Annotated in this window: 18 protein-coding genes; 17 read left to right on the plus strand and 1 reads right to left on the minus strand. The window is 57.4% G+C overall.

Annotated elements, in window-relative coordinates; translation table 11 throughout:
- The first annotated feature begins 46 nt into the window (after positions 1 to 46).
- Positions 47 to 736 carry a GntR family transcriptional regulator gene (locus ATY77_RS19785; protein ID WP_007636440.1) on the plus strand — a complete coding sequence of 230 codons (690 nt, stop codon included), beginning with the start codon at positions 47 to 49 and terminating at the stop codon, positions 734 to 736.
- A gap of 109 nt (positions 737 to 845) precedes the next feature.
- Positions 846 to 2078, plus strand: coding sequence for an alpha/beta hydrolase (locus tag ATY77_RS19790; protein ID WP_064843770.1), 1233 nt, complete (start codon positions 846 to 848; stop codon positions 2076 to 2078).
- 373 nt (positions 2079 to 2451) lie between these two features.
- Here ATY77_RS19790 and ATY77_RS19795 read toward each other — a convergent pair whose 3' ends face one another.
- Complete coding sequence (locus ATY77_RS19795) at positions 2452 to 3219, minus strand: SDR family oxidoreductase (RefSeq protein ID WP_040114027.1); 768 nt, start codon at positions 3217 to 3219, stop codon at positions 2452 to 2454.
- Between the two features lie 129 nt (positions 3220 to 3348).
- Here ATY77_RS19795 and ATY77_RS19800 point away from each other — a divergent pair, with 129 nt between their 5' ends.
- The 15 genes from ATY77_RS19800 to ATY77_RS19870 all read left to right on the plus strand — a co-directional run bounded on the left by ATY77_RS19800 (position 3349) and on the right by ATY77_RS19870 (position 20917).
- Positions 3349 to 3858: a flavin reductase family protein gene (locus ATY77_RS19800; protein WP_064843768.1), complete on the plus strand. Its 510-nt coding sequence runs from the start codon at positions 3349 to 3351 to the stop codon at positions 3856 to 3858.
- A 70-nt stretch (positions 3859 to 3928) separates the two neighbouring features.
- Positions 3929 to 4348, plus strand: coding sequence for a carboxymuconolactone decarboxylase family protein (locus tag ATY77_RS19805; protein WP_007636445.1), 420 nt, complete (start codon positions 3929 to 3931; stop codon positions 4346 to 4348).
- A gap of 56 nt (positions 4349 to 4404) precedes the next feature.
- A complete protein-coding gene (locus tag ATY77_RS19810) occupies positions 4405 to 5529 on the plus strand; it encodes an LLM class flavin-dependent oxidoreductase (RefSeq protein WP_064843766.1) in 1125 nt (374 codons plus the stop codon).
- Positions 5530 to 5656: 127 nt separating this feature from the next.
- Positions 5657 to 6826: an ABC transporter substrate-binding protein gene (locus ATY77_RS19815; RefSeq protein WP_064843764.1), complete on the plus strand. Its 1170-nt coding sequence runs from the start codon at positions 5657 to 5659 to the stop codon at positions 6824 to 6826.
- Between the two features lie 67 nt (positions 6827 to 6893).
- Positions 6894 to 8120: an LL-diaminopimelate aminotransferase gene (locus tag ATY77_RS19820; RefSeq protein WP_170961509.1), complete on the plus strand. Its 1227-nt coding sequence runs from the start codon at positions 6894 to 6896 to the stop codon at positions 8118 to 8120.
- 2 nt (positions 8121 to 8122) lie between these two features.
- Positions 8123 to 8521 carry a GFA family protein gene (locus ATY77_RS19825; RefSeq protein WP_064843760.1) on the plus strand — a complete coding sequence of 133 codons (399 nt, stop codon included), beginning with the start codon at positions 8123 to 8125 and terminating at the stop codon, positions 8519 to 8521.
- A 538-nt stretch (positions 8522 to 9059) separates the two neighbouring features.
- Positions 9060 to 10619, plus strand: coding sequence for a sugar ABC transporter ATP-binding protein (locus ATY77_RS19830; protein WP_064843758.1), 1560 nt, complete (start codon positions 9060 to 9062; stop codon positions 10617 to 10619).
- A complete protein-coding gene (locus ATY77_RS19835; protein WP_064843756.1) occupies positions 10619 to 11587 on the plus strand; it encodes an ABC transporter permease in 969 nt (322 codons plus the stop codon). Before ATY77_RS19830 ends, ATY77_RS19835 begins: the two co-directional genes overlap by 1 nt.
- A 39-nt stretch (positions 11588 to 11626) precedes the next feature.
- A complete protein-coding gene (locus tag ATY77_RS19840) occupies positions 11627 to 12616 on the plus strand; it encodes an ABC transporter permease (protein ID WP_237359385.1) in 990 nt (329 codons plus the stop codon).
- Positions 12617 to 12632: 16 nt separating this feature from the next.
- The gene (locus ATY77_RS19845) at positions 12633 to 13142 is read left to right on the plus strand and encodes an NADPH-dependent FMN reductase (RefSeq protein ID WP_064843752.1); all 510 of its coding nucleotides are present in this window, start codon (positions 12633 to 12635) and stop codon (positions 13140 to 13142) included.
- A gap of 15 nt (positions 13143 to 13157) precedes the next feature.
- A complete protein-coding gene (gene ribB / locus ATY77_RS19850) occupies positions 13158 to 13961 on the plus strand; it encodes a 3,4-dihydroxy-2-butanone-4-phosphate synthase (protein ID WP_081284273.1) in 804 nt (267 codons plus the stop codon).
- A gap of 16 nt (positions 13962 to 13977) precedes the next feature.
- Positions 13978 to 14139, plus strand: a complete 162-nt coding sequence (locus ATY77_RS33470) for a hypothetical protein (protein WP_310865685.1) — start codon at positions 13978 to 13980, stop codon at positions 14137 to 14139.
- Positions 14140 to 14457: 318 nt separating this feature from the next.
- Positions 14458 to 15489 (plus strand): helix-turn-helix domain-containing protein, encoded by a 1032-nt coding sequence (locus tag ATY77_RS19860; protein WP_170961507.1) that lies wholly within the window; start codon positions 14458 to 14460, stop codon positions 15487 to 15489.
- Positions 15490 to 15760: 271 nt separating this feature from the next.
- Positions 15761 to 18028: a methyl-accepting chemotaxis protein gene (locus ATY77_RS19865; RefSeq protein ID WP_088688496.1), complete on the plus strand. Its 2268-nt coding sequence runs from the start codon at positions 15761 to 15763 to the stop codon at positions 18026 to 18028.
- Between the two features lie 174 nt (positions 18029 to 18202).
- Entirely contained in the window at positions 18203 to 20917 is a 2715-nt protein-coding gene (locus ATY77_RS19870) for an EAL domain-containing protein (protein ID WP_088688497.1), read from the plus strand.
- The last annotated feature ends 1 nt before the right edge of the window (position 20918 follow it).

Consider the following 20918-nt stretch of genomic DNA (forward strand, 5'->3'; position numbering starts at 1 on the left):
CTTGCACGGCCGCTTTCGGCCTTGGTAAAACGGACTTTTGGATCCAATGGGTGATATGGATTTACAGATTGCACGACAGAGTGCCACATTGCGCACTCAGGTAGAAGATAAACTGCGGCAGGCGATATCAAGCGGCCGTTTCAAGCCGGGTCAGCGCCTCGTTGAGCGAGAACTCTGCGAGTCGATCGGTGTAGGACGGACATCAATCCGCGAGGCGCTTCGACAACTCGAGGCCGAGGGCCTCATTACCAGCTATCCGCACCGCGGTCCCGTCGTCAGCACTATCACTTACGAAGAAGCCGCTCAGCTCTACAGCGTCAGGGCTTTGCTAGAGAGCTATGCCGGAAAGGAATTCGCTGAAAACGGAACCGCCCAGGATATCCATACACTCAATGAGGCGGTTGCTGAGTTTGCGGAAGCGGCGGCAAGCGGCGGTGGGAGCAGGCTCATCAAGGCGAAAACCGCGTTTTACGATTGCCTGATGCAAGGGAGTGGAAACGTCTTCGTCAAGCAAATGCTGACATCGCTCCACAATCGGGTGACTCTTCTGCGCATGACGTCGATGACGCAGCCGGGGCGCTTGAACCACAGTGTGGAAGAGATAAAGGAGATCGCTGCGGCCATTACTGACCGAAACGGAGCGAAAGCCGCCGCAGCCTGCAAGTACCACATCGACATGGCGGCTAAGGTCGCACTGGACTACCTTCGTAAAACCTCCGAAAACGACGGCGATTAAAGGAAGCGGCAACAGCCGGTATTGACAGATTGTCTGATAATCTGCTTATTCGAAGTCATGGCGCTGCCGACGCGTGCGGCCTGGCGCTCGTTCGAACAGGGAGGTTGCTTTGGGCACTTTTAATGAATTGCGGTCCCGCATGGCGGAGGCTCTTGGGGATCCGGAATTGCCCCGGCTCACTCCGGACCTGACAATGGACATCGCCTTCTACGTCGGCGATCAGGTGATCGCCCTCAATTTCGCTGAAGGCGGCGCGGCGATCTGGGGGGAAAGCGATGACCCCCAGGTGACAGTGAGGGCCACTGCAGACGCCTGGGAGCAGCTTCTGATGACGCCGCCGCCCGCCACCTTTCATTCCTTCACGGCGTTACAGCTTGCAAACCCTCTCTTCGAGATCGCCGGCTCACCGCTCGCCCTCGCGAAAGCACGCCCGGCTCTGGAACGGGTGATTGAGCTCGTCGTAACGTCCCCCGAGATGAAAGCGGAGCATGCGCAACGCGACCTGCGTCAAATCCGGGGGCAGTATGCCGTCGTCGATATCGATGACGTCCCCCATGAAATATATTACGAAGAAGCAGGCGAGGGGGTGCCGGTCCTGTTTCTCCACACCGCCGGAGCGGATAGCCGCCAATTCTTGCCTCAGCTGGCGGACACCGAGCTTGCGAAAAACTACAGGCTGATCGCGGTTGACCTACCATTCCACGGTCGGTCCATGCCGCCGCTGACATGGGATGGCGCACCCTACAAGCTCACGGCATCGCTGTACCTGAAATGGTGCACGGCCATACTCGAACAGGTGGTTCGCGAAAAGGCGATTGTCGCGGGTGGGTCCATGGGCGCGGCAATGTCGCTGGTTCTCGCCGCGGAACGGCCGGAGCATGTCCTCGGGATCGTGGCGATCGAGCCACCTTTCCGCTCCAAGGGACGCCGGAACCCATACCAGCACAACGTAAACGTACACGGCTCACTTCATAACTCGGCGTATGTCAGAGGGATCATGAGCCCACTCAGCCCCGCAGGGGACCGCAGGAGGTCAAGCTGGATCTATTCGCAGGGAGCACCCGGAGTTTACCCAGGCGATCTTTCCTTCTACAGCGACGAGTTCGACGGAGCAGTGACAACTCCCCGGATTGACCCGTCGCGCACCCCGGTGGCGCTGCTCTCGGGCGACTATGACTACTCAGCCACTCCGACGGATGGGGCCAGGCTCGCCGAACTTATTCCGGGATGCCTCCACCTCGTCATGGATGGGCTGGGTCATTTCCCCATGTGCGAACACCCGAATTTCTTTCGGAGCTATCTTGTAAAAGGGCTCGAGTTCGTACGGCAAGCCGCGCGCTAAGCGGTCGCAGTGACTCTGGTCGCTCGGTGCAACACGCCGGGCGATCAAATTTGAAAGTGGGCGGGCGCCTACCGAGGCTTCGCAATTGGCGTCCCGGCGATGACACAGCCGGCATCGGGGGCGGCATCCTCACGCTCCCGAGAAATTCCGGTAAGAAATTGGAAAAATTCCCGCGATATCTGAGTGAAGGATCAGGCGCGGCGATGCGTTTAAAAAATGCCGTAGCGGCGCCTCATCGCAGGGTCCTGATCACGCAGCCTTGCGCGTGATCTCTATCTTCCCGCCGCGGCCTCTGTGTTTCCGACATGTAGTTGCCACAGTAAAGGTGCCTCCCCTTGGTCAAGAAGGAGGCACCCATCAGCACCCATGTGCTTTAGCGCACCAAGTGGTTCCCGATCGACGATCCTCCGTCGACGGTGAGAGTGCTTCCGGTCGCAAACCGCGAGCGGTCCGAAGCTAGAAAAAGCATCGCCTCGGCGATCTCTTCCGGGTCGCCCATCCGGTGCAGGGCTGCACGGGCGTTGAAGTCTTCCCGCAGGGCTTGCGGGTCTGCCGCTTCGGCGAAAATCTTGGTGAAATAGGGAGAGTCGATCGTTCCGGGGGCGACAGCGTTGACGCGGATCCCGTCTTTTGCGTGGTCCAGTGCCATGGCTCTCGTGAGTGCCGAGATCGCGCCTTTCGACGCCACGTAGGCCGTGCGGTTAGCGATGGCTGACACGGCCGTGTATGAGGTCGTGTTAATAATGGATCCGCTGCCCTGTTCCGCCATGATGGGAACCACGTATTTCGAGCATAGGAATATCCCCTTCACGTTCACCGCCATGATCCGGTCCCAGTCGGATTCGGCGATGGTCGTGACGTTTCCGGTCATTCCGAACCCCGCGTTGTTGACGAGAACGTCGATACGCCCCCATTTTTCCTTAACTGACCTAACCATCGCCTCTACTTCGGCGGACAAAGACACATCGGCCTTTAACGCGATCGCACCTGTCCCCATTTCTCGCGCGACGTCTCGTGCGGCATCGATGTTGACGTCGACGACGCCAACCTTAGCGCCCTGGCGCGCAAACAGTTCAGCTGTAGCGCGCCCGATCCCGCTGCCAGCCCCCGTCACCACACATACTTTCGATTCCAGATCCATAATCGTCTCCTCTTTCGCTGTATCGAGAAAACATTTTCGCAGACAATCTGTCAATGACGAATAAAACGTGTTGACAGATTGTCTGCTAATCTGCTTATCTTGGCTATCAAATGACTTGGGGAGGTAACCATGGCTGGTGCTGAAATAGCAGCGCAAGCGGCGTTCAAGACCGCTTTGCGCCGGTTCACATCGACAATTTGCCTGATCACAACGGAATGGGAAGGTGCCCGTTACGGAATGGCTGCAACCGCCGTCCAGTCGGTGACGGCTGACCCGCCGACCCTCCTGGTTTGCATCAACCAATCTGCTTCGATCAGCGGCCCACTCAAGCTTACGGGAAAATTCGCGGTCAACATGCTGCATCTTAGCCATGCGCCTTTGGTTCCGCTGTTTAGTGGAAAACTGAAGGGAGAGGAGAGGTTCGCGCATGGTGAGTGGATCACGGCTGGCGGCGTTCCCATCCTCGGCGACGCCCAGGCCGCATTCGTCTGCAGCCTCAACTCCGCAGTCTCCGTCGGCACCCATGATGTCGTTCTAGGGGAAGTTATCGAGGCCCGGTTTATCGAGAATATTGCCCCGCTCCTCTACGAGGACGGGAAATTGGTTAGATCGGCAGCGCTGATCGATGCTGCCGCCTGAAACGTTTGGCCGAGCTTTTTCGGCCTATCACATCCACCAGCCTTTCGGCCGATAATGAGGAGTTTGATCCGTGACTATTGCCACCGATGTGAAATCGCAAGTGAATGGGCGTCCCGTCAGTGAACGGTTCGAAAAGGGTCTGCAGACCCGTCGGGAGGTTCTCGGCGGTGCATATGTCGACGCTTCGGTAAACAAGGCGACCGAGTTCAACTGGCCGATGCAGGAGCTTGTCACCGAGTATTGCTGGAACGAGATCTGGAACAGGCCCGGCCTCGACCGCCGTTCACGCAGCCTTCTCAATCTGGGCATGATTTCCGCCCTTAACCGCCCCCACGAGTTGAAGCTGCACGTTCGCGGCGCGATCAATAACGGCCTCAGCAAGGACGAGCTTCGTGAAGTTTTCCTTCAGGTCGCGATCTATTGCGGCGTGCCCGCGGCGATCGACAGCTTCCGCGTCGCACAGGAAGTCTTCGAGGACATGGGCATCTAATCGGTGCCCCGACCTTCGGGCCGGGAACAGACCAACTCTGTGGAGGAGACTTCAATATGACGACCAGCGATGATTTCCGCGCCGCCGGAAACCCGATGTTTAACAGCAACAAGCTGAAGCTTGGCGTATTTGGAACAAATTGTTCGAGCGCATGCGCCATCACCACCGCGGAATCAACGTTCGAACCGACTTTCGAACATAATGTCGAAATTGCCAAAAAGCTCGAAGCGGCTGGGTGGGAATGCATGGTGCCGATCGCCCGGTGGCGCGGTTTCGGCGGGCCGACGAACTTCAACGGCGTGAACATGGACACGTTCACCTGGGCCGCGGCCCTGGCTGCCGTGACCACGAAGCTGCAATTTTTCTCGACGACGCATATCCCGACCCTGAACCCGATCGTCGCGACGAAGATGGCGACGACGATCGACAATATTTCGAAGGGCCGATACGGCCTGAACCTGGTGACGGGTTGGTTTACCCCGGAAATGGAGATGTTCGGCGTTCCGATGATGGAACACGACACCCGCTACGAATATGCCACGGAATGGATGGAAATCGTTGACACCTTGTGGAAGAAGAACGGTGTCACCTATGACGGCCAGTTCCTCAAGGTGAAAGACGCGTTCAGCGAGCCGAAGCCCTATAACAAGGAGACGGGCCGCCCGGTCCTCATCTGCGCCGGCTCCTCGGGCAAGGGCCTGCACTTCACCGCGAAGTTCTGCGACTTCAACTTCGGCTTCATGCAGGACATGGAATCGGGCGCAGCCTGGGTGAAGAAGGTGAAGGAACTGGCTCGCGAGGAATACAAGCGCGAACTCGGAACCTTCACCGCGTGCCCGGTCGTCGTTCGCGAGACCGAAAAGGAAGCCCAGGACTACTATGACTACTACGTGAACCAGAAGGGCGATTGGGAAGCCTGCGAAAACATCTGCGAGGTTCTCCAGGTTCAGTCACAGAACCACTCGGCGGAGATGTACCAGAAGTTCAAGGAGCGCTTTATCGCTGGCTGGGGCGGCTACCCGATCGTCGGAACGCCGGAACAGGTCGCCGACAAGCTCGTCGCGTTGAGCAATACGGGCGTCGACGGCGCGCTTCTCACAATGGTCGACTACAACGAAGAACTGCCGTTCTTCAACGACCGCGTCATGCCCCTGCTGAAACAGGCTGGCCTCAGGAACTGACCGTTCCGCGGGCGGCTAAGCCGCCCGCCACCGATCCGAAATCGAAACACGTTTCACCAATTCCGTGGCTCGACGCCAACGGCGTCGACTGCTGTAGCGGATGTACGAAGGGGAGGAGACCCTACACATGCTGAAGAAGGTTTACACCGCATTGAGCGTGATCATCGGGCTAGGCCTGATGACCACCGCCGCATTCGCGGACGGATTAGACTCGCTACCACCGGACCAGAAGCAGCTTTACCAGCTCGTGGACCCGGCAATTCCCCTCGGCGGTACGCCGCTCAAGGATTTTGTGGCGAAGCGGCCGCCGCCGTGGAAAATCGGCTACGCGTCCACTTATGCCGGCAACACGTGGCGTGCCCAGATCCTCACTGAAATGAACGAGGTTCTGCTTCCCAAATACAAGGAGGCTGGACTGGTATCTGACCTTGTCGTCACGCAGTCCGACCTGAAGGACGCGACGCAAATCCAGCAGATGCGCCAGATGGTCGACGACGGCGTCGATGCCATCATCATCTGCTGCTCGAACGTGACGGCCATCAACCAGACCATCGAATACGCGCATTCCAAGGGCGTCCCGGTTTTCTCCTTCTCGGGTTACGTGACATCGCCCTACGCGATCAATGCGACCGAAAACAACACCCAGGGCGGTTACACGGCCGCGAAATGGCTGGCGGAGGAAATCGGCGGTAAGGGCAACGTCCTGACGGTTTCAGGCATCCCGGGCTTCGCATCGTCCGACAGCTTCAATGTCGGTGCCAAGAAGGCGTTCGACGAGTATAAGGACATCACCGTCGTGGGCGATGTCGCTGGCAAGTGGACCGATCAGGTCGCCCAGGTCGAAGTCCAGAAATTCCTCGCGACCAACCCTACCGAAATCGCAGGTATCCTGGTCCAGTCGGCGTCGGAAAACGGTGTCGTCAACGCGGTCCAGCAGTCCGGGCGCGACATGATGCCAATCGTCCTCGGCGGCGAGGCGTCGGCGGCGTGCTACTGGCGCAACAATCCCGACTTCATCAGCCAGAGCTTCCATTTCTGGCCGCCGCGGGCCGATGCTCGCCTGGTGTGGGACGTGATGATGAGGACACTCCAAGGCCAGGGGCCGAAGATCCAGTCGATCCTGCGACCGGCTCTTCCCTACACGATCGACGATGTGAAGGAAGCAATTCCGGAAGATTGCGATCCGAACTCCACGGCGTGGATCGAGCCCAAGGGCGACGCATGGTGGCCCGCGGACGTAGCAGCACAGTACTTCGAGCGCCCGGAAGATCCGCTGGCCTGGCGCCCGAAGAAGTAATCGACGACCTCCCAAGTTGTCCAGCGACCTCCGCGCCGGCTTCATCCGTCGGCGCGGAGGACCTACGATAAGGAGCCAGAAGTTGGAATTCCACAAGATACAGCGTTTGCCTCCTTACGTCTTCGACCAGGTGAACCGTCTCAAGTCCAGCGCGCGCGCGGCCGGAGTCGACATCATCGATCTTGGAATGGGCAATCCCGATCTTCCCACGCCAAGCTGGGTTGTGGACAAGCTATGCGAAGCGGTGCAGCATCCGCGCACGCACCGCTATTCGGCTTCCAAGGGCATTATCGGGCTTCGCCGCGCCAAGGCTGCGTATTACGCCCGCCGGTTTAATGTGAAGCTTGATCCGGATACCCAGGTTGTTGCAACGCTCGGGTCCAAGGAGGGGTTTGCGAACATGGCGCAGGCCATAACCGCCCCCGGGGATGTCATTCTCTGTCCGAACCCTTCCTATCCGATTCATACGTTCGGATTTGTCATGGCAGGGGGCGTGATAAGGTCGGTACCGGTCGAGCCGGATGAGACCTTCTTCCAAGCTCTCGAAATGGCGGTGCGGCATTCGGTACCGAAGCCTCTGGCGCTCATCATAAGCTACCCGTCGAACCCCACCGCTCGCGTCGCGACGCTCGACTTCTATAAGGACGTCATCGCCTTCGCGAAGAAGCACGATCTCATCGTTCTGTCGGATATCGCCTACGCTGAAATCTATTTCGACGGTCCGCCGCCGCCGTCTGTTCTCGAAGTCCCCGGCGCGATCGACGTGGCCGTCGAGTTCTCCTCGATGTCGAAGACATTCTCTATGCCCGGTTGGCGCGTTGGGTTTGCGGTGGGCAACGAACGCCTCATCCGGGCGTTGACGCGCGTGAAATCGTACCTGGACTACGGAGCATTTACGCCAATCCAAGTCGCCGCCGCTCATGCCCTAAACTCGGACGGGGAGGACGCCGCGCGGGCCCGAGACATTTACAAGACGCGCAGAGATACACTGGTGAAGACCTTTGCCGATGCCGGTTTCGACGTTCCAGCTCCTGCGGCGACGATGTTCGCATGGGCTAAGATACCTCCGGATTTCCGACACCTTGGCTCGCTGGAGTTTTCGAAACTCGTGCTCGAGAAGGCACAGGTCGCGATTTCGCCTGGTATCGGTTTCGGCGAGATGGGTGACGAATTCGTACGGCTGGCTCTCGTGGAGAATGAAGACAGAATCCGGCAGGCTGCACGGAACCTGAAGCGGTGGCTTTCCGCGAGCGCGCGACCGCCACAACTCGATAAAGCAATGAAAGGATTTTGAAGATGCCGATCCTCGGATCTTGCCAATGTAAAGCGGTCCAGTACGAAGTGTCGGAACTGGACGGCCCGATGTGGAACTGCTTCTGCCAGACGTGCAGAAAGTCCCATGCGGCCGATCATAACACTGCCGCCAAGGTGAAGAGTGAGAACTTTAATCTGATTTCCGGCGATGACGTCCTTCACAGCTTTGAGTCGACGCCTGGAAAACTGAGGTGGTTCTGCTCACGGTGTGGTTCGCACGTTTATGCCGAACGGCCTGCCAACCCGGAGATGAAGGTGCTGCGGGCAGGCACTTTTGACACTGATCCTGGTTCAGTTCCTATGTCCAACGTCTGGCTGTCCCACGCCACGCCGTGGCTTGCCCACGACCCCGCGAAGGAAAACTTCGAAGAATTCCCGTGATCCTTTCACGGTTGCGCGCCCCTATGGGCTGATCGACAATGAGTGCGGTTTGCCCGGGCACGCCCGTGAAGGGGCTAACTCGAGTGGCACTTGCCGCGTTCGAAGCGTGGAGGTTGGGCTGTGACGTATCCCCCAATTGAAACGGTCGCCTTCATCGGAGTGGGTGCGATGGTAATTCCCATGACCGGACACCTTCAACAGCGCTTTGGTCTTGGCTTGATAGCGGAGGCCGCCAGATCGCTTCCGATCTGGCGGACGAGTTCCGGTTGAGAACCACTGACCGGACGTCAGGTGCGTGCCAACGCGCTTTCGCAAATATCGGGGCGTCTAGCGACCATATCATCGTGATTTCATCGAAACCAACTCGACATCCCGACAAGGGCATGACGTCTCTATTGACAGATTAGCAGACAATCTGTCATTCTGAAGTTCGCCGGGTGAGTACTCGGAGCATTCAAAGACGGCAGTCACAATCCAGCAAGAGGCCGGGCATCGGATGCCCTGGCGCGATTTGCTGCTGCCTAAAGGGAGGATGGGCATGACGAATGACGTCGCCGTAAGCATGACGGCCGTTGCCAAATCGTTTGGCGAAACGAAGGCTTTGAAGAAATGCGATTTTGTCGCCAGGGCAGGAGAGGTGCACGCGATCGTTGGCGAGAATGGCAGCGGCAAGAGCACCATGGCGAAGATCATGTCCGGCGTTATCGCTGCCGATGGAGGATCTGTCCTAATCCTTGGCAAGTCCATCACCTCGCCAGTCGATGCCAAAGAGGTTGGTCTCGCTACGATCTTCCAGGAAGTCCTTGTCGCCGATGAGGCAAGTGTCCTCGACAACCTTTTCGTGGGAAGCGAGGACCTGTTCTCGCTTCGGAAATCCTCCAAGGAACGTGGAAGCGTTGCGCAAAGCCTTCTGGACCGCCTGGTCGGAAAGCATATCGATCTCAGGCAGAACGTCGGTGATCTTCCGCTCAGCATCAAGCAATGGATCGTTATCGCCCGCGCCGTCCTGAGGAAACCCAAGGTCTTGATCCTGGACGAGTCCTCGGCTGCACTCGATCTCGACGCGACCGTCCGGCTCCACGAAGAGATCGATCGGCTCCGGTCCGAGGGGTGCGCGGTAATCATCGTCACGCACCGCATCGCTGAGCTCGTCCGTATCGCCGACCGGGCGACAATACTGAGAGACGGTTTCACCGTCGGTGTCCTTGAGAAATCCGAGATCACCGAGGCGAACCTCCTCCGCATGATGACCCCTCAAGACCGCCAGATTTCCGCCGCCGCTTCAACGTCTGCAGCGGGCCTGTCGGGTGATCGCAAGGAGGTTCTTTCCGTGCATGGCGCGCGCCCCCAAGAGGCATCGCAACCCTTCGACTTCGTCCTTCCGCAGGGATCTATCGTGGGCGTTGCGGGTCTGGACGGCCAGGGCCAGGACGCGTTCGTGCGACTGGTCGCCAGGATTATGTCGCCGTTCGGAGGGGAGGTCCGGATCCTGGATCGGGAAAGCACCGGTCTCGTCAAAGTCAGCACGCTCGACGACGCCGCGAATAAGGGCATTGTGTACGTATCCGGAGACCGGAAGCGGGAAGGAATTTTCCCACAGCAGAGCATTTTCGAGAACCTCGCCATCGGTATCTACCAAAAGAACCTGGGGCCGTTCGGTGTCATCAGGCGTAAAAGGCTGAAGCAGACGTTTGCCCGGGAGGTCGAGCGGCTCCGCGTCAAGATCGGGCACCCGGACAACCGCATTACGTCCCTTTCCGGGGGTAACCAGCAGAAGGTCCTGATCGGTCGTGCCTTCGCCAATGATCCCAGAGTGATCGTTCTTAACGACCCTGCTCGAGGCGTGGACCTCAACACCAAACGCGACCTGTATCGCGAGCTTCGGCTGTTTGCCGAAGGTGGCGGCTCGGTAATCTACCTTTCAAGCGAGATCGAAGAGTTTCTCGGTTTCGCCGATCGCGTTGATGTCTTTCACAAAGGGAGCATCCATCGTTCCCTCGACGGCCCCGACATCAACGAAGAAACCATTCTCGCTGCAATGTTCGGCCGCTCGGTTGCCGACACCATGGAATTCTCCAAAGAGAGAAAGGCACACTGATGTCGCAACGTTTTGGATTTCCTGCGCTCGACAGGTCGCTGACCGTACCGCTCGTTCTTTTCGGAGTGTTGCTCGTCGCCGCAGCCGTGCTCTCGCCGCGGCTGTTCACCGCAACCGGAATGGGCGGAGCAATCATCGTCGCAGCACCTTTGATCCTCACGACGCTGGCCCTGACACCGATCGTGATGGCAGGCCGCGGTTCGGTCGACCTTTCCGTTGGCCCGCTGATGGGTTTCGTGAACGTCACCCTGATCGGCTGGCTCTCAGCAAGGGGTTACACGTCTCCGCTCGCAGTGATTTGCTGGGTGGTGGCAGTCGGCGCACTGTATCAGTTGCTGCAGGCGCTCATCATCATCTACGTCCGGGTCGCCCCCATCATCGTCACGCTCTCCAGCTTCCTCGTCCTTTCAGGCTTGAACCTCATGGTCATGTCAAGGCCGGGCGGCGTTGCGCCGGACTGGATGATGACGTGGGGAGCAGGAACGACGATCTTATCTCCGGTGCTGATCATCGTCTTGGCGGCGTTGGCTCTTTGGGCCGTTATGCGCCGGACCACCTTTTACTCCCACCTTCGCATGACAGGCGCTGACGAACGGATGGCCTACACGAGCGGGGTGAAAGTCGACACCGTACGCATCTGCGCCCATCTCCTCGGCGGCGTCTTCGTCGGCCTTGCCGCGCTCAGCTATACGGCATTGATCTCTTCTGGCGATCCTACCCAGGGAAGCAGCTACACGCTCCAGGCGGTTACCGCCCTGGTGCTCGGTGGCGCAAACCTGGCTGGCGGGAGAGGAGGAGCTTTGGGGGCCACGCTTGGTGCGCTGAACATGTTCCTCATCTCGTACCTGCTTTCCGCCTTCAGCTTCGGAAGCGTGACGGGGTTCGTGACGCAAATGGCTTTCGGCCTGATCCTCGTGGCATCGCTCCTCGTCAACGTATTCATGACGGCCCGGCGCACGGCTTTCTAGAGAGGACTGGTAATGACTTCACTCACAACGGAACAGACGATGAGCCAAATCACAGGACGATCGGTAAAGCTTCAGCGCAGCATCGTAATTGGCTTTGGTCTGCTTGCCGCACTTCTCGTGTTGGGTACGATCCTTGTTCCGGGGTTTATCTCGCCCCGTAACGCGCGTTCGATATTGCTGCTTGCCGCTTTCCTGGGGCTTGCATCGTTGGGACAGACGCTATGTGCCATGGTTGGCGCGCTTGATCTCTCCATTCCATATGTCATCGGGGGAGCGAATATTCTCTTCCCAAGCCTGTTGGTCACCGGGATGCCTGCCTGGCTGGCCGTGATAGCGGTCGTTCTCCTGGGAGCAGCAATCGGGCTTGCGAACGGCTTTTTGAGCTTCAAGCTGCAGGGCCAGGCTCTCATCATGTCCCTTGGGGTCGGCTTCGCATTTGTCGGCGCGGTACAACTCTACACCTCCATCGGTTCCGACTACGGCGGAACGGTTTTCGCCCCCGTACCGGACTGGCTCCGCAATATCGCCGCGTTCAACGGGAAGACCTTCGGGCTGCCCCTGCCGCCAGTGGTACTGGTGTGGCTCCTCGTCACGCTCGTCACCATCTGGGCTCTGTATAACACATGGTTCGGCCGCTCCATCTACGCCGTCGGCGGCAGCAGGACTGCAGCGGCACGGCTTGGCATTTCCGAAACCAAGGTCTGGACCAGCATTCACGGTATCAGTGGGGCGATGTCGGCACTGACGGGCGTATTGCTGCTCGGGTTTTCCGGCGGCGGCTTCGTTGGCGTCGGAGACCCATATCTCTTCACCACCGTTGCGGCCGTTGTGATCGGCGGCACCTCGTTGCTCGGTGGCGCAGGCGGATACGGGGCAACCGTTCTCGGGGTACTCGTATTGACGATATTGACGTCCCTGCTGGTCGGGCTCGGCCTCAGCTTTGCCGCGCAACAGGCGATCGTGGGTTTGCTGATCGTGCCGATGGTGGCCGTCTACGCGCGTACCCCGCATATCCGCAACCAGATCTGATCGGAGGGCCGGCAAAATGAAGATTGTCGCGATAACCGGCAATGTCTCGCGCCCCTCCAAGACGCGGGCGCTCGGGGAATACGCACTCTCGAGCGTCTCGCCCGGCCACGGCCGGTATCTCTTTGACCTGGTCGATGTTCTCCCGGTGTTAGGAACCACGCTGTGGCGTTCGGAGGCTCCTGCTGGACTTGCGAACGTTCTTGACGCAATCCAATCTTCAGACGTCCTCGTTGTGGGGACACCGGTCTTCAAGTCCTCGATGACCGGTCTTCTCAAGCATCTTTTCGACCTCTTCGAAATGACAGCCCTGCAGGGTAGACCCGTTTTGATATTCGCAACGGGCAAGGCCGAGGCCCATGGCGAGCATGTCGAGGCTCACCTGCGCTCATTGATGGGCTTCTTCAAAGCCGAGGTTCGCGGTGACTTCATCTATGCGATGGACGGCGACTTCCCGGATTCGGCACCATCTGCGGAACTTCGGGAGCGGGTCGACCGCCAACTCGCACGCACTCTGGGCCATGGTTAGTTCAAGGAGAAGAACATGAAGTTTGCTTCCATCGAGAGCGCGGTTAAAGCAATCGCCGCCGGAGAGATGATCATCGTCGTGGACGACGAAGACCGGGAAAACGAGGGCGACATCCTCGTTGCCGCGGAGAAGGTGACGAACGATCATGTTGCCTTCATGATGCGTTATGCGCGCGGCCTGATCTGCGTTCCCTTGACCGGGGAGCGGTTGGACGAACTGGATATCCCGCTCATGGTGGAGCGCAACTCGGATTCCATGCAGACGGCGTTCACGGTCTCAGTGGACCTGATAGAAGGCGTATCGACCGGTATTTCCGCAGAAGACCGCGCCAAGACCATCAGGGCGCTTGCCAACGCATCGACGATGCCGGAGGAGCTGTCCCGGCCAGGCCACATATTCCCCCTGCGGGCAAACCCGTCGGGTGTTCTCGGACGCCCCGGCCATACGGAAGCCGCGGTGGATTTCGCTCGGCTCGCCGGGCTCGAGCCAGCGGGTGTTATCTGCGAAATCGCCAACGACGACGGCACTATGGCGCGTCTTCCCGAACTCAGCGAATTCGCCGCGCGCCACAACCTTCTCATGGTGACCATCGAAGCCCTGATCGATTATTGCCGCGAGATCGATGAACGCGGCCCTCGTTTAGAGGACGCGGGCGCGGCGGCGGCGCTGTCGAATGTTTCGTATCTGGCAAGCAGACGTACTACATGCCCCCAGCGGGAGAGCGGAACTACTGCGTTCGCAGTCTCTGATACAGCACAAGAAAAGTGCGTTTCGCAGGTGCCAACGGGGGGAACGGACCTTGGGTTCGCTGTGCGATGATTGGGCATGACAAACCGTGACCCGCTTTATCGCCCCCGCCGCTTTCCTGCTGAAATTATTGCGCACGCGGTGTGGCTTTCTTTCCGCTTTGCTTTTGCGCCTGCGGGTGATCGAGGCCATGCTGGCCGGTCCTGGGATCATTGTCTCGCACCAGACGATCCGCCTGTGGGCAGAGTAATTTGGTCATACCTCCGCCAACAACAAGCTTCGATCCTACCACGCTGTAAAACGAGAGTTCATGCCGGATGTAGCGCTTCGGCTCCACCCTGTTCCACACCCCACCCCATGACCTCACCACGAGCCATCGTCGCGAACTGGGAGTAGAAGCGATGAACCTATGGGCCCAAATTGCTCGCGCATCACTGACAAAATCGACCGGCGTCATGGGCTCGTCTCTTTGCCCTTAAGTCTAAGATTCCCGTCGAAGTGACGGCGAAGGACCGGCTGCAAACCCTCAATTGCCCTGTTCGCCCGTCGATGGCGAAAGGCCGACCTCATGCTTGGAAACCGTTTCGGGAAGGAAGTGATGATGTGGAGAGTTGAGAGTGTCCCCTCCAAGATTGACCATTTCTCGCTCAAAGGCACTTGCAGCGAGGAACTCGCGGAAGCGCTTTCCAGGCTTTCCCCGCAATCTCCAGCGCATGTACAGGGCGACAAGACGATCGCCTACGATATACATGCGATTACCAATGGCCCGATTGCAGTTATTGCCGCGCATTACGAGGGCGACCTAACGGTCCAGCACCAGGGACCGGCGGAGGCAAACATTATCATGCTTCCACTATATGGGCGATCGGTCGTTACCGTGGACGGCAGACAAATCCTGTCAGAGGGAAGGCGTGGCGTTTTCGTGAACAGTATGTCGGCGAGTACAACCCAATTCATTGGGCCCAGGAAACATTTGGGTCTTAGGATCTCCCATGATGAGCTGACGCGCCGTTTAGCACGTCGGCTCAATACGCCAATAAGAGGCAGCCTCGATTTTTCGCCAGAAATCGACCTATCGGTCGGGTTCGGCTCCCTTTTGGTGCAACTGGTACCAGTGCTTTATGCTGGATTACGAGACGGAACCCTCCTTCAATCGCCGATAGCACTTAATCTCCTCACCGAAACGACGATAGAGCTTTTGATCGAAGCTGCGCAGCATCGCTACTCACCTGAGTTATGCCGCGTTGCTGAACCACCCTTACCCAAGGCCGTTAAGCGGGCGGTCGACTATATGCGTGCCAATATTGCTCGGCCGCTATCTCTTGAGGAAATCGCAACGGCTTGTGGCGTGAGCCGACGCACTCTTCAGAGCGGTTTTCGCAACTTCCGAAATACGACCCCTCTGGCATTTCTGCAGCACCTACGGTTGGAATCAGTGCATCAGGAACTGATGACAGGCGAGCCTGGCATCTCGGTCAAGCAGGTCGCTCTGAAATGGGGCTTCATTCATAGAGGCAGATTTTCTGCGGACTATCGCAAGCGCTATGGAGTATATCCCTCTGAAACATTGCGTATATCGGAGGCGGATTGCGCCGACTGATCTACGATCAGTCAGCGCGCTCGACCGTCTTCGAGGCTTGATAGCAACAGAACTCTCCAGCAAACCGACTGGCTCGGCCCAAGATCTGTCTTGCAGATGATCCCCTGAACGCAACGATGTTCCGATCTGCGCAACGCAGTTTCAAATCAGTACAGGGGTTAATCATATGGTAAGTCTGCCGAGCTCATCTCATATGTAGCGGTCGATTTCACAATGTTCTTGACCGCGTCGCTAATGGAATCCGGTGTAATTTATAGTCCATGAGGAACGTATGTCCAGACTGCCGCTATCCCTACTTTTAATGATTTTGGCAATTATTCCGTTGACGGCGTTCGTACTCATCGGAGTATCAACATCACTGGGATATTACCACGAATATTCTATGTTCCGAAGCGCACAAACAACGCAGCAACTTGGGCGGGAAGGCGGATTCCTCGCCCAGGCTATAGCGGCGGAAGCGTTTGCAGGCGCCGACGTCCGTCGGGCGAAGCGAGCCGCATCGGACAGGGCTTTTACAGCGGTCTTTTCCGCTTACGACTCTTGGAAAAAGGCATTTGACGATCCGGCCATAGAACGGGCAGTGCAAATCATTCGTGAAAGGCGAGACAATATCGATAGCTTCCGCCGGCGCATCGATGACGGAACGGCGGGCGAGGCGGAGGGAGCCGTTGCCTTGCGCCCAGCTGCCGTTGCGGGTTTGGAGCTCGTCCGTCGCACTGGGGCGACTGTCAATAATTTGGATTTGGCACGCCAAATTACCGGTTTTCACGCGCTGATGCAGATCACGGAAGCTAGTTTGCTGGAGATCAGGCCCGGCCGAGCTTTCATCAAAAATTCAGCGATGTCCGTCGATCTATTTTCGTCCCTCTTACAATCAAAAAATCTAAAGCAGCTTTATGTGCCTACGATGCGCGAATTTCTCCCTGCCGATCTCGTCAAATCTTATGACGACTTCGAGGCCAGCGCCGCAGGCAAGTTCATCGCGGGCGTTCGCGATCAGATGTATGCGAACCAGCCGGGCGTTTCCTTCCCCCCCGAGACGTTGGATCGATGGAATGAAATCACCCAACAGCGGGCTGCTTTGTTGACCGAGCTCATAATGCGCACCGGCGACAAGTTGGACGAGATGGCATTTCAGCGGTACGCCGATCTTCGCAATGCCTTTATCGGCTACTCCGGCGCCACGCTTCTGATCATGTCTACGGTACTCATTCTGTGCATTTCGGTCGTTCGGAGAATTTCAAATTCCATTCGGACTCTGACAAGCCGAATGAAGGCACTCGCAGAAGGCGATACGTCGGCGCCGGTACCCTTGACGATCCGACGCGACGAGATCGGGGACATGGCGCGTTGCCTTGAGTTTTTCCGCGGCGCGGCCATACAAAAAAATCAAATGGAGACATCCGCGGAAGCTGAGCGCATTCGTTCTGAGAAAGAGAAGCTGGATATTCAGATAAGGGCTGAAAAAGAAGCAGATGAGCGCCTCGTTCGAGCGACGACGGCATTGGCAACCGGGTTGAAGCGGATGGCGGATGGAGACTTGATTTATGAGATTGAGGAGCCGTTAGCGCCACAGTTTGAAAGGTTGCGCGGCGATTTCAACGCTTCCATTCGTCAGCTCCGGGGCGCGCTTGTTACCGTCGGCCATTCAGTCGAAACGGTCACGAATGGCAGCTCGGGCGTCTCGGCCGCATCTGAAAATCTTTCAAGACGCACCGAGCAGCAGGCGGCTTCGCTCGAGGAAACTGCAGCGGCGTTGGAGGAAATAACCGTCAACGTTGCATCGACGACAAAGAGGACGGCCGAGGCGCGCGGAGCCGTCCAACAGATGCGAGATCATGCGGAAATGTCCGGTCGGGTTGTACGCAATGCTATCGGAGCCATGCATCGCATTGAAAACTCCTCCAAACAGATTTCGCAGATCATCAGCGTCATCGACACGATCGCCTTTCAAACGAACCTCCTGGCGCTGAACGCCGGCGTCGAAGCAGCGCGTGCTGGCGACGCGGGAAAAGGCTTTGCGGTTGTTGCCCAGGAGGTCAGGGAGCTTGCGCAGCGCTCAGCGACAGCGGCAAAAGAAATCAAGGATCTCATCGGCAATTCAGCTCTGGCCGTCGACGAGGGCGTAAGGCTCGTGAGCGAAACCGGATCGGGCCTGAGAACGATTGAAGAGCTTGTGCAGGATGTAAATCTTCATATGGACGCAATCGCAACGGCCTCCCAAGAACAATCGTCGGGCCTGCGCGAGATCAACGGCGCGGTTAATCATATGGACCATGCCACTCAAGAAAATGCGAGCATGGTCGCGGAGATGAATTCTGCAGGATCACACCTCGCCCAAGAGAGCCAAAGCCTAGCCGCGCTGTTGAGACATTTCCACTTCAAAGACGAGAGCGGGGATTTCAAGCCACAGAAGGTCTCGGGCGAACCTGGCAAGAGTTTCCCGGCCGGTCAGACAATGGTTGACCGCGGAAACTATCCGATGCGCCGCGGTAACCTGGCGCTCGCGCCTTCGAATGATGATTGGCAAGCGTTCTAAATCATATGGGCGGCGTCGCCGACCACAGTCAAATACACATCTTTGATGATTGTGAACGAGAGCGATATCCCGGTGGGGTAGCGGCATGGTACTCCGCCAAATGACTTGTGCGGTCCTAACAAAACCCTGGCTTGACGCATGATTGTTCAGCCACGTTACAAGAGGACTTGGCACATGAAACAGATACGTCAATCGGAACTAACATCCCGCCTCGGACAGCCTGTAGAAACGCAGATGGCGACTGATGCTCAAAACATCCAGGGGCGTCACGCCTTACGCAATGCGGTCAATGCCAGTCCTCCGCTTGCTACGGGCACGGCACCGCCATTTTCGGAGGCCTCCATTGTCCGGCCATCGCCCGGTCACGACGAGGATGTCGCGAGGCTTGGGCAACCCTTTGAGAAGTCTTTTCGGGCGCCCCCCCGGCAACCTGAGATAAACGTCGACATGCCATTCAACGCCGAAGAGATGTCCAGTGCCGTCGTACTCGACGCGATCCCGTTACCCGTCTTCTTCAAGAACAGAGATGGGGTACACCTTGGTTGCAACAGGGCGTTTGAAAGCTTCTCCGGTCGCTCAAGAGCAGAGATTATCGGAAAAACCGTTTTCGATTTGGTACCCGCACCCATAGCCGAGACGTATGCCGCGTTGGACGAGGCGCTTTTTGCAAATGGCGGTGTTCAGCAATATGAAGCAAAGGCCACCGCCGAAGATGGTGGCGTAGTTGATCTTTTACTCAGCAAAACAGCGATCACTGATATAGCTGGCAATAGGGTCGGCTTGGTTGGCGCGATGTTGGACATCACAGAGCGGAAACGTACGGAGCATGATCTCAAAGAGGCTCTTGAATTCGCAGAGGGAATTATCGCCGCCATTCCTGACGTTCTGTTCGAGGTAGATGCCGACGGTCGCTACCTGCAGGTCTGGGCCAGGGATCAGGAGCTCCTGGCGCAACCAAAAGAGGTGCTGCTCGGCAAGCTTGTCCGCGATTCGCTCCTTCCAGATCAGGCCGACATCGCTATGCTGGCTCTTGAAGAAGCCGATGAAACCGGCGCCTCCTACGGTCGATGTATCCGTATCGCCCTTCCGAATGGCGAATCCCGTTGGTTTGAACTGTCGGTCGCAAAGCGACCAAGCAGCAATCACTCAACCGTCACTTTTCTTGTGTTATCTCGCGATATTACAGAGCGAAAGCACGCCGAGGGAACAATCATTGAAGCTCGGACTCGCCTCTTGAGTGTACTGCAGACCATTCCGGACATGGTATGGCTGAAAGACGTAACAGGCAAATATCTGTTGTGCAATCATGCCTTCGAAGGATTGGTCGGCAAGGCAGAAGCGGAAATCGTCGGGAGAACGGATTATGATCTGTTTACTCCCGAACTCGCCCAGTTTTTTCGGGACAAGGATAAAGAGGCCATGCAAGCCGGCCGTATTCTCATCAATGAGGAACGGATCACCGATCACGAGGATGATCGATCAGTGCTTTTGGAAACTCGTAAGGTTCCGGTATTCGCGGGGGGAAAGCTGACCGGGATTCTCGGCGTGGCCCGCGATATCACCGAACTGGACACGTCCCGTAAGAAAATCCGTCAGATGGCATTCTATGATTCTCTGACCGGCCTCCCTAACCGGACACTTTTCAATGAGCAGTTACGCGAGATGATCAGGGACGCGGCTTCGGCGGGCCAGCGAGCCGGGGTGATGCTGATCGACATGGACCATTTCAAAGCGATCAATGACACTATGGGACATCCCGTCGGTGACGATTTGCTGCGGCAGGTGGCGACACGCATGAAAGAAGGCGTCCGTGCCAGCGACACAGTCGCGAGACTCGGTGGCGATGAATTTGCAGTTTTGCTGCCGAATGTTCAGGACAATGACGATTTGGCTCAAATTGCCAGCAGAATGCTCGCCGCATTCGGCGAACGCTTCATGCTTTCCGACAGGGAGATCTTTGTATCCTGCAGCATCGGGATATCGGTATTTCCAAATGACGGCGACGCTCCCGACGATTTGGTGAAATATGCAGATTCTGCGATGTATTTAGCGAAGCGTTCGGGGCGTAGCAACTTCCGATTCTACTCAAGGGATCTCACGATTGGGGCTGAAAAGCGCCTGGCGCTAGAATCAGACCTACGCCTAGCTATGAAACATGGGCAACTTGAACTCCATTATCAGCCAAAGGTCCTATTGGACAACGGAAAGGTGATTGGTTCAGAAGCACTGCTTCGATGGCATCATCCGAAGATGGGAATGATCCCTCCGGGAGAATTCATAGGTGTCGCCGAGGAAACCGGACTGATCATCGATCTCGGACGATGGGTGCTGCATGAGGCGTGTCGCACGGCTGCCATCATGAATGCAGATGGACTGCCCCCGCACAAGATCGCAATAAATTTGTCTCCTAAGCAGTTTCAATGCCCTCATTTGTCGCAAACGGTCGCGGACGTATTGCAGGAAACCGGTTGTCTTGCGGAGTGGATCGAGGTCGAAATAACTGAGAGTCTCCTGCTCCACAACTGCGAGGGCGTTTCGACGACACTCTCTCAATTGCATGCGAGCGGAATTTCCATAGCGATCGATGATTTCGGCACCGGCTACTCATCTCTGAGCTATTTGGCTAACTTTCCCATTGATACCCTGAAGATTGATCGGTCATTCATCAATCGATCAGACAAGCGAAGTAGAGAACTGGTGAAGGCAATTCTCTCGATCGCGCGCTGCCTAGGGCAAAATGTGGTCGCTGAGGGCGTGGAGACGGTCGATCAAGAAAAATTCTTGGTTGAAAGCGGCTGCGCTGTGGCACAAGGGTTCTACTATAGTAAGCCCGTCCCGAAGTCCGAACTTCTCGTCGCAAACGCACGCCCCGAGGCATCGAAACGTTAAC

Origin of the sequence: Rhizobium sp. R634 (genome assembly GCF_002211305.1) — a bacterium.
Lineage (GTDB): Bacteria > Pseudomonadota > Alphaproteobacteria > Rhizobiales > Rhizobiaceae > Rhizobium.

What these genes read in the sequence shown, in the direction of transcription:
- ATY77_RS19785 (WP_007636440.1), top strand. Translation starts at nt 47, where the DNA reads ATGGGTGATATGGATTTACAGATTGCACGACAGAGTGCCACATTGCGC.
- ATY77_RS19870 (WP_088688497.1), top strand. Translation starts at nt 18,203, where the DNA reads ATGAAACAGATACGTCAATCGGAACTAACATCCCGCCTCGGACAGCCT.
- ATY77_RS19810 (WP_064843766.1), top strand. Translation starts at nt 4,405, where the DNA reads ATGACGACCAGCGATGATTTCCGCGCCGCCGGAAACCCGATGTTTAAC.
- ribB (WP_081284273.1), top strand. Translation starts at nt 13,158, where the DNA reads ATGAAGTTTGCTTCCATCGAGAGCGCGGTTAAAGCAATCGCCGCCGGA.
- ATY77_RS19835 (WP_064843756.1), top strand. Translation starts at nt 10,619, where the DNA reads ATGTCGCAACGTTTTGGATTTCCTGCGCTCGACAGGTCGCTGACCGTA.
- ATY77_RS19865 (WP_088688496.1), top strand. Translation starts at nt 15,761, where the DNA reads ATGTCCAGACTGCCGCTATCCCTACTTTTAATGATTTTGGCAATTATT.
- ATY77_RS19840 (WP_237359385.1), top strand. Translation starts at nt 11,627, where the DNA reads ATGAGCCAAATCACAGGACGATCGGTAAAGCTTCAGCGCAGCATCGTA.
- ATY77_RS19815 (WP_064843764.1), top strand. Translation starts at nt 5,657, where the DNA reads ATGCTGAAGAAGGTTTACACCGCATTGAGCGTGATCATCGGGCTAGGC.
- ATY77_RS19800 (WP_064843768.1), top strand. Translation starts at nt 3,349, where the DNA reads ATGGCTGGTGCTGAAATAGCAGCGCAAGCGGCGTTCAAGACCGCTTTG.
- ATY77_RS19795 (WP_040114027.1), bottom strand. Translation starts at nt 3,219, where the DNA reads ATGGATCTGGAATCGAAAGTATGTGTGGTGACGGGGGCTGGCAGCGGG.
- ATY77_RS19860 (WP_170961507.1), top strand. Translation starts at nt 14,458, where the DNA reads ATGCTTGGAAACCGTTTCGGGAAGGAAGTGATGATGTGGAGAGTTGAG.
- ATY77_RS19825 (WP_064843760.1), top strand. Translation starts at nt 8,123, where the DNA reads ATGCCGATCCTCGGATCTTGCCAATGTAAAGCGGTCCAGTACGAAGTG.
- ATY77_RS19845 (WP_064843752.1), top strand. Translation starts at nt 12,633, where the DNA reads ATGAAGATTGTCGCGATAACCGGCAATGTCTCGCGCCCCTCCAAGACG.
- ATY77_RS19830 (WP_064843758.1), top strand. Translation starts at nt 9,060, where the DNA reads ATGACGAATGACGTCGCCGTAAGCATGACGGCCGTTGCCAAATCGTTT.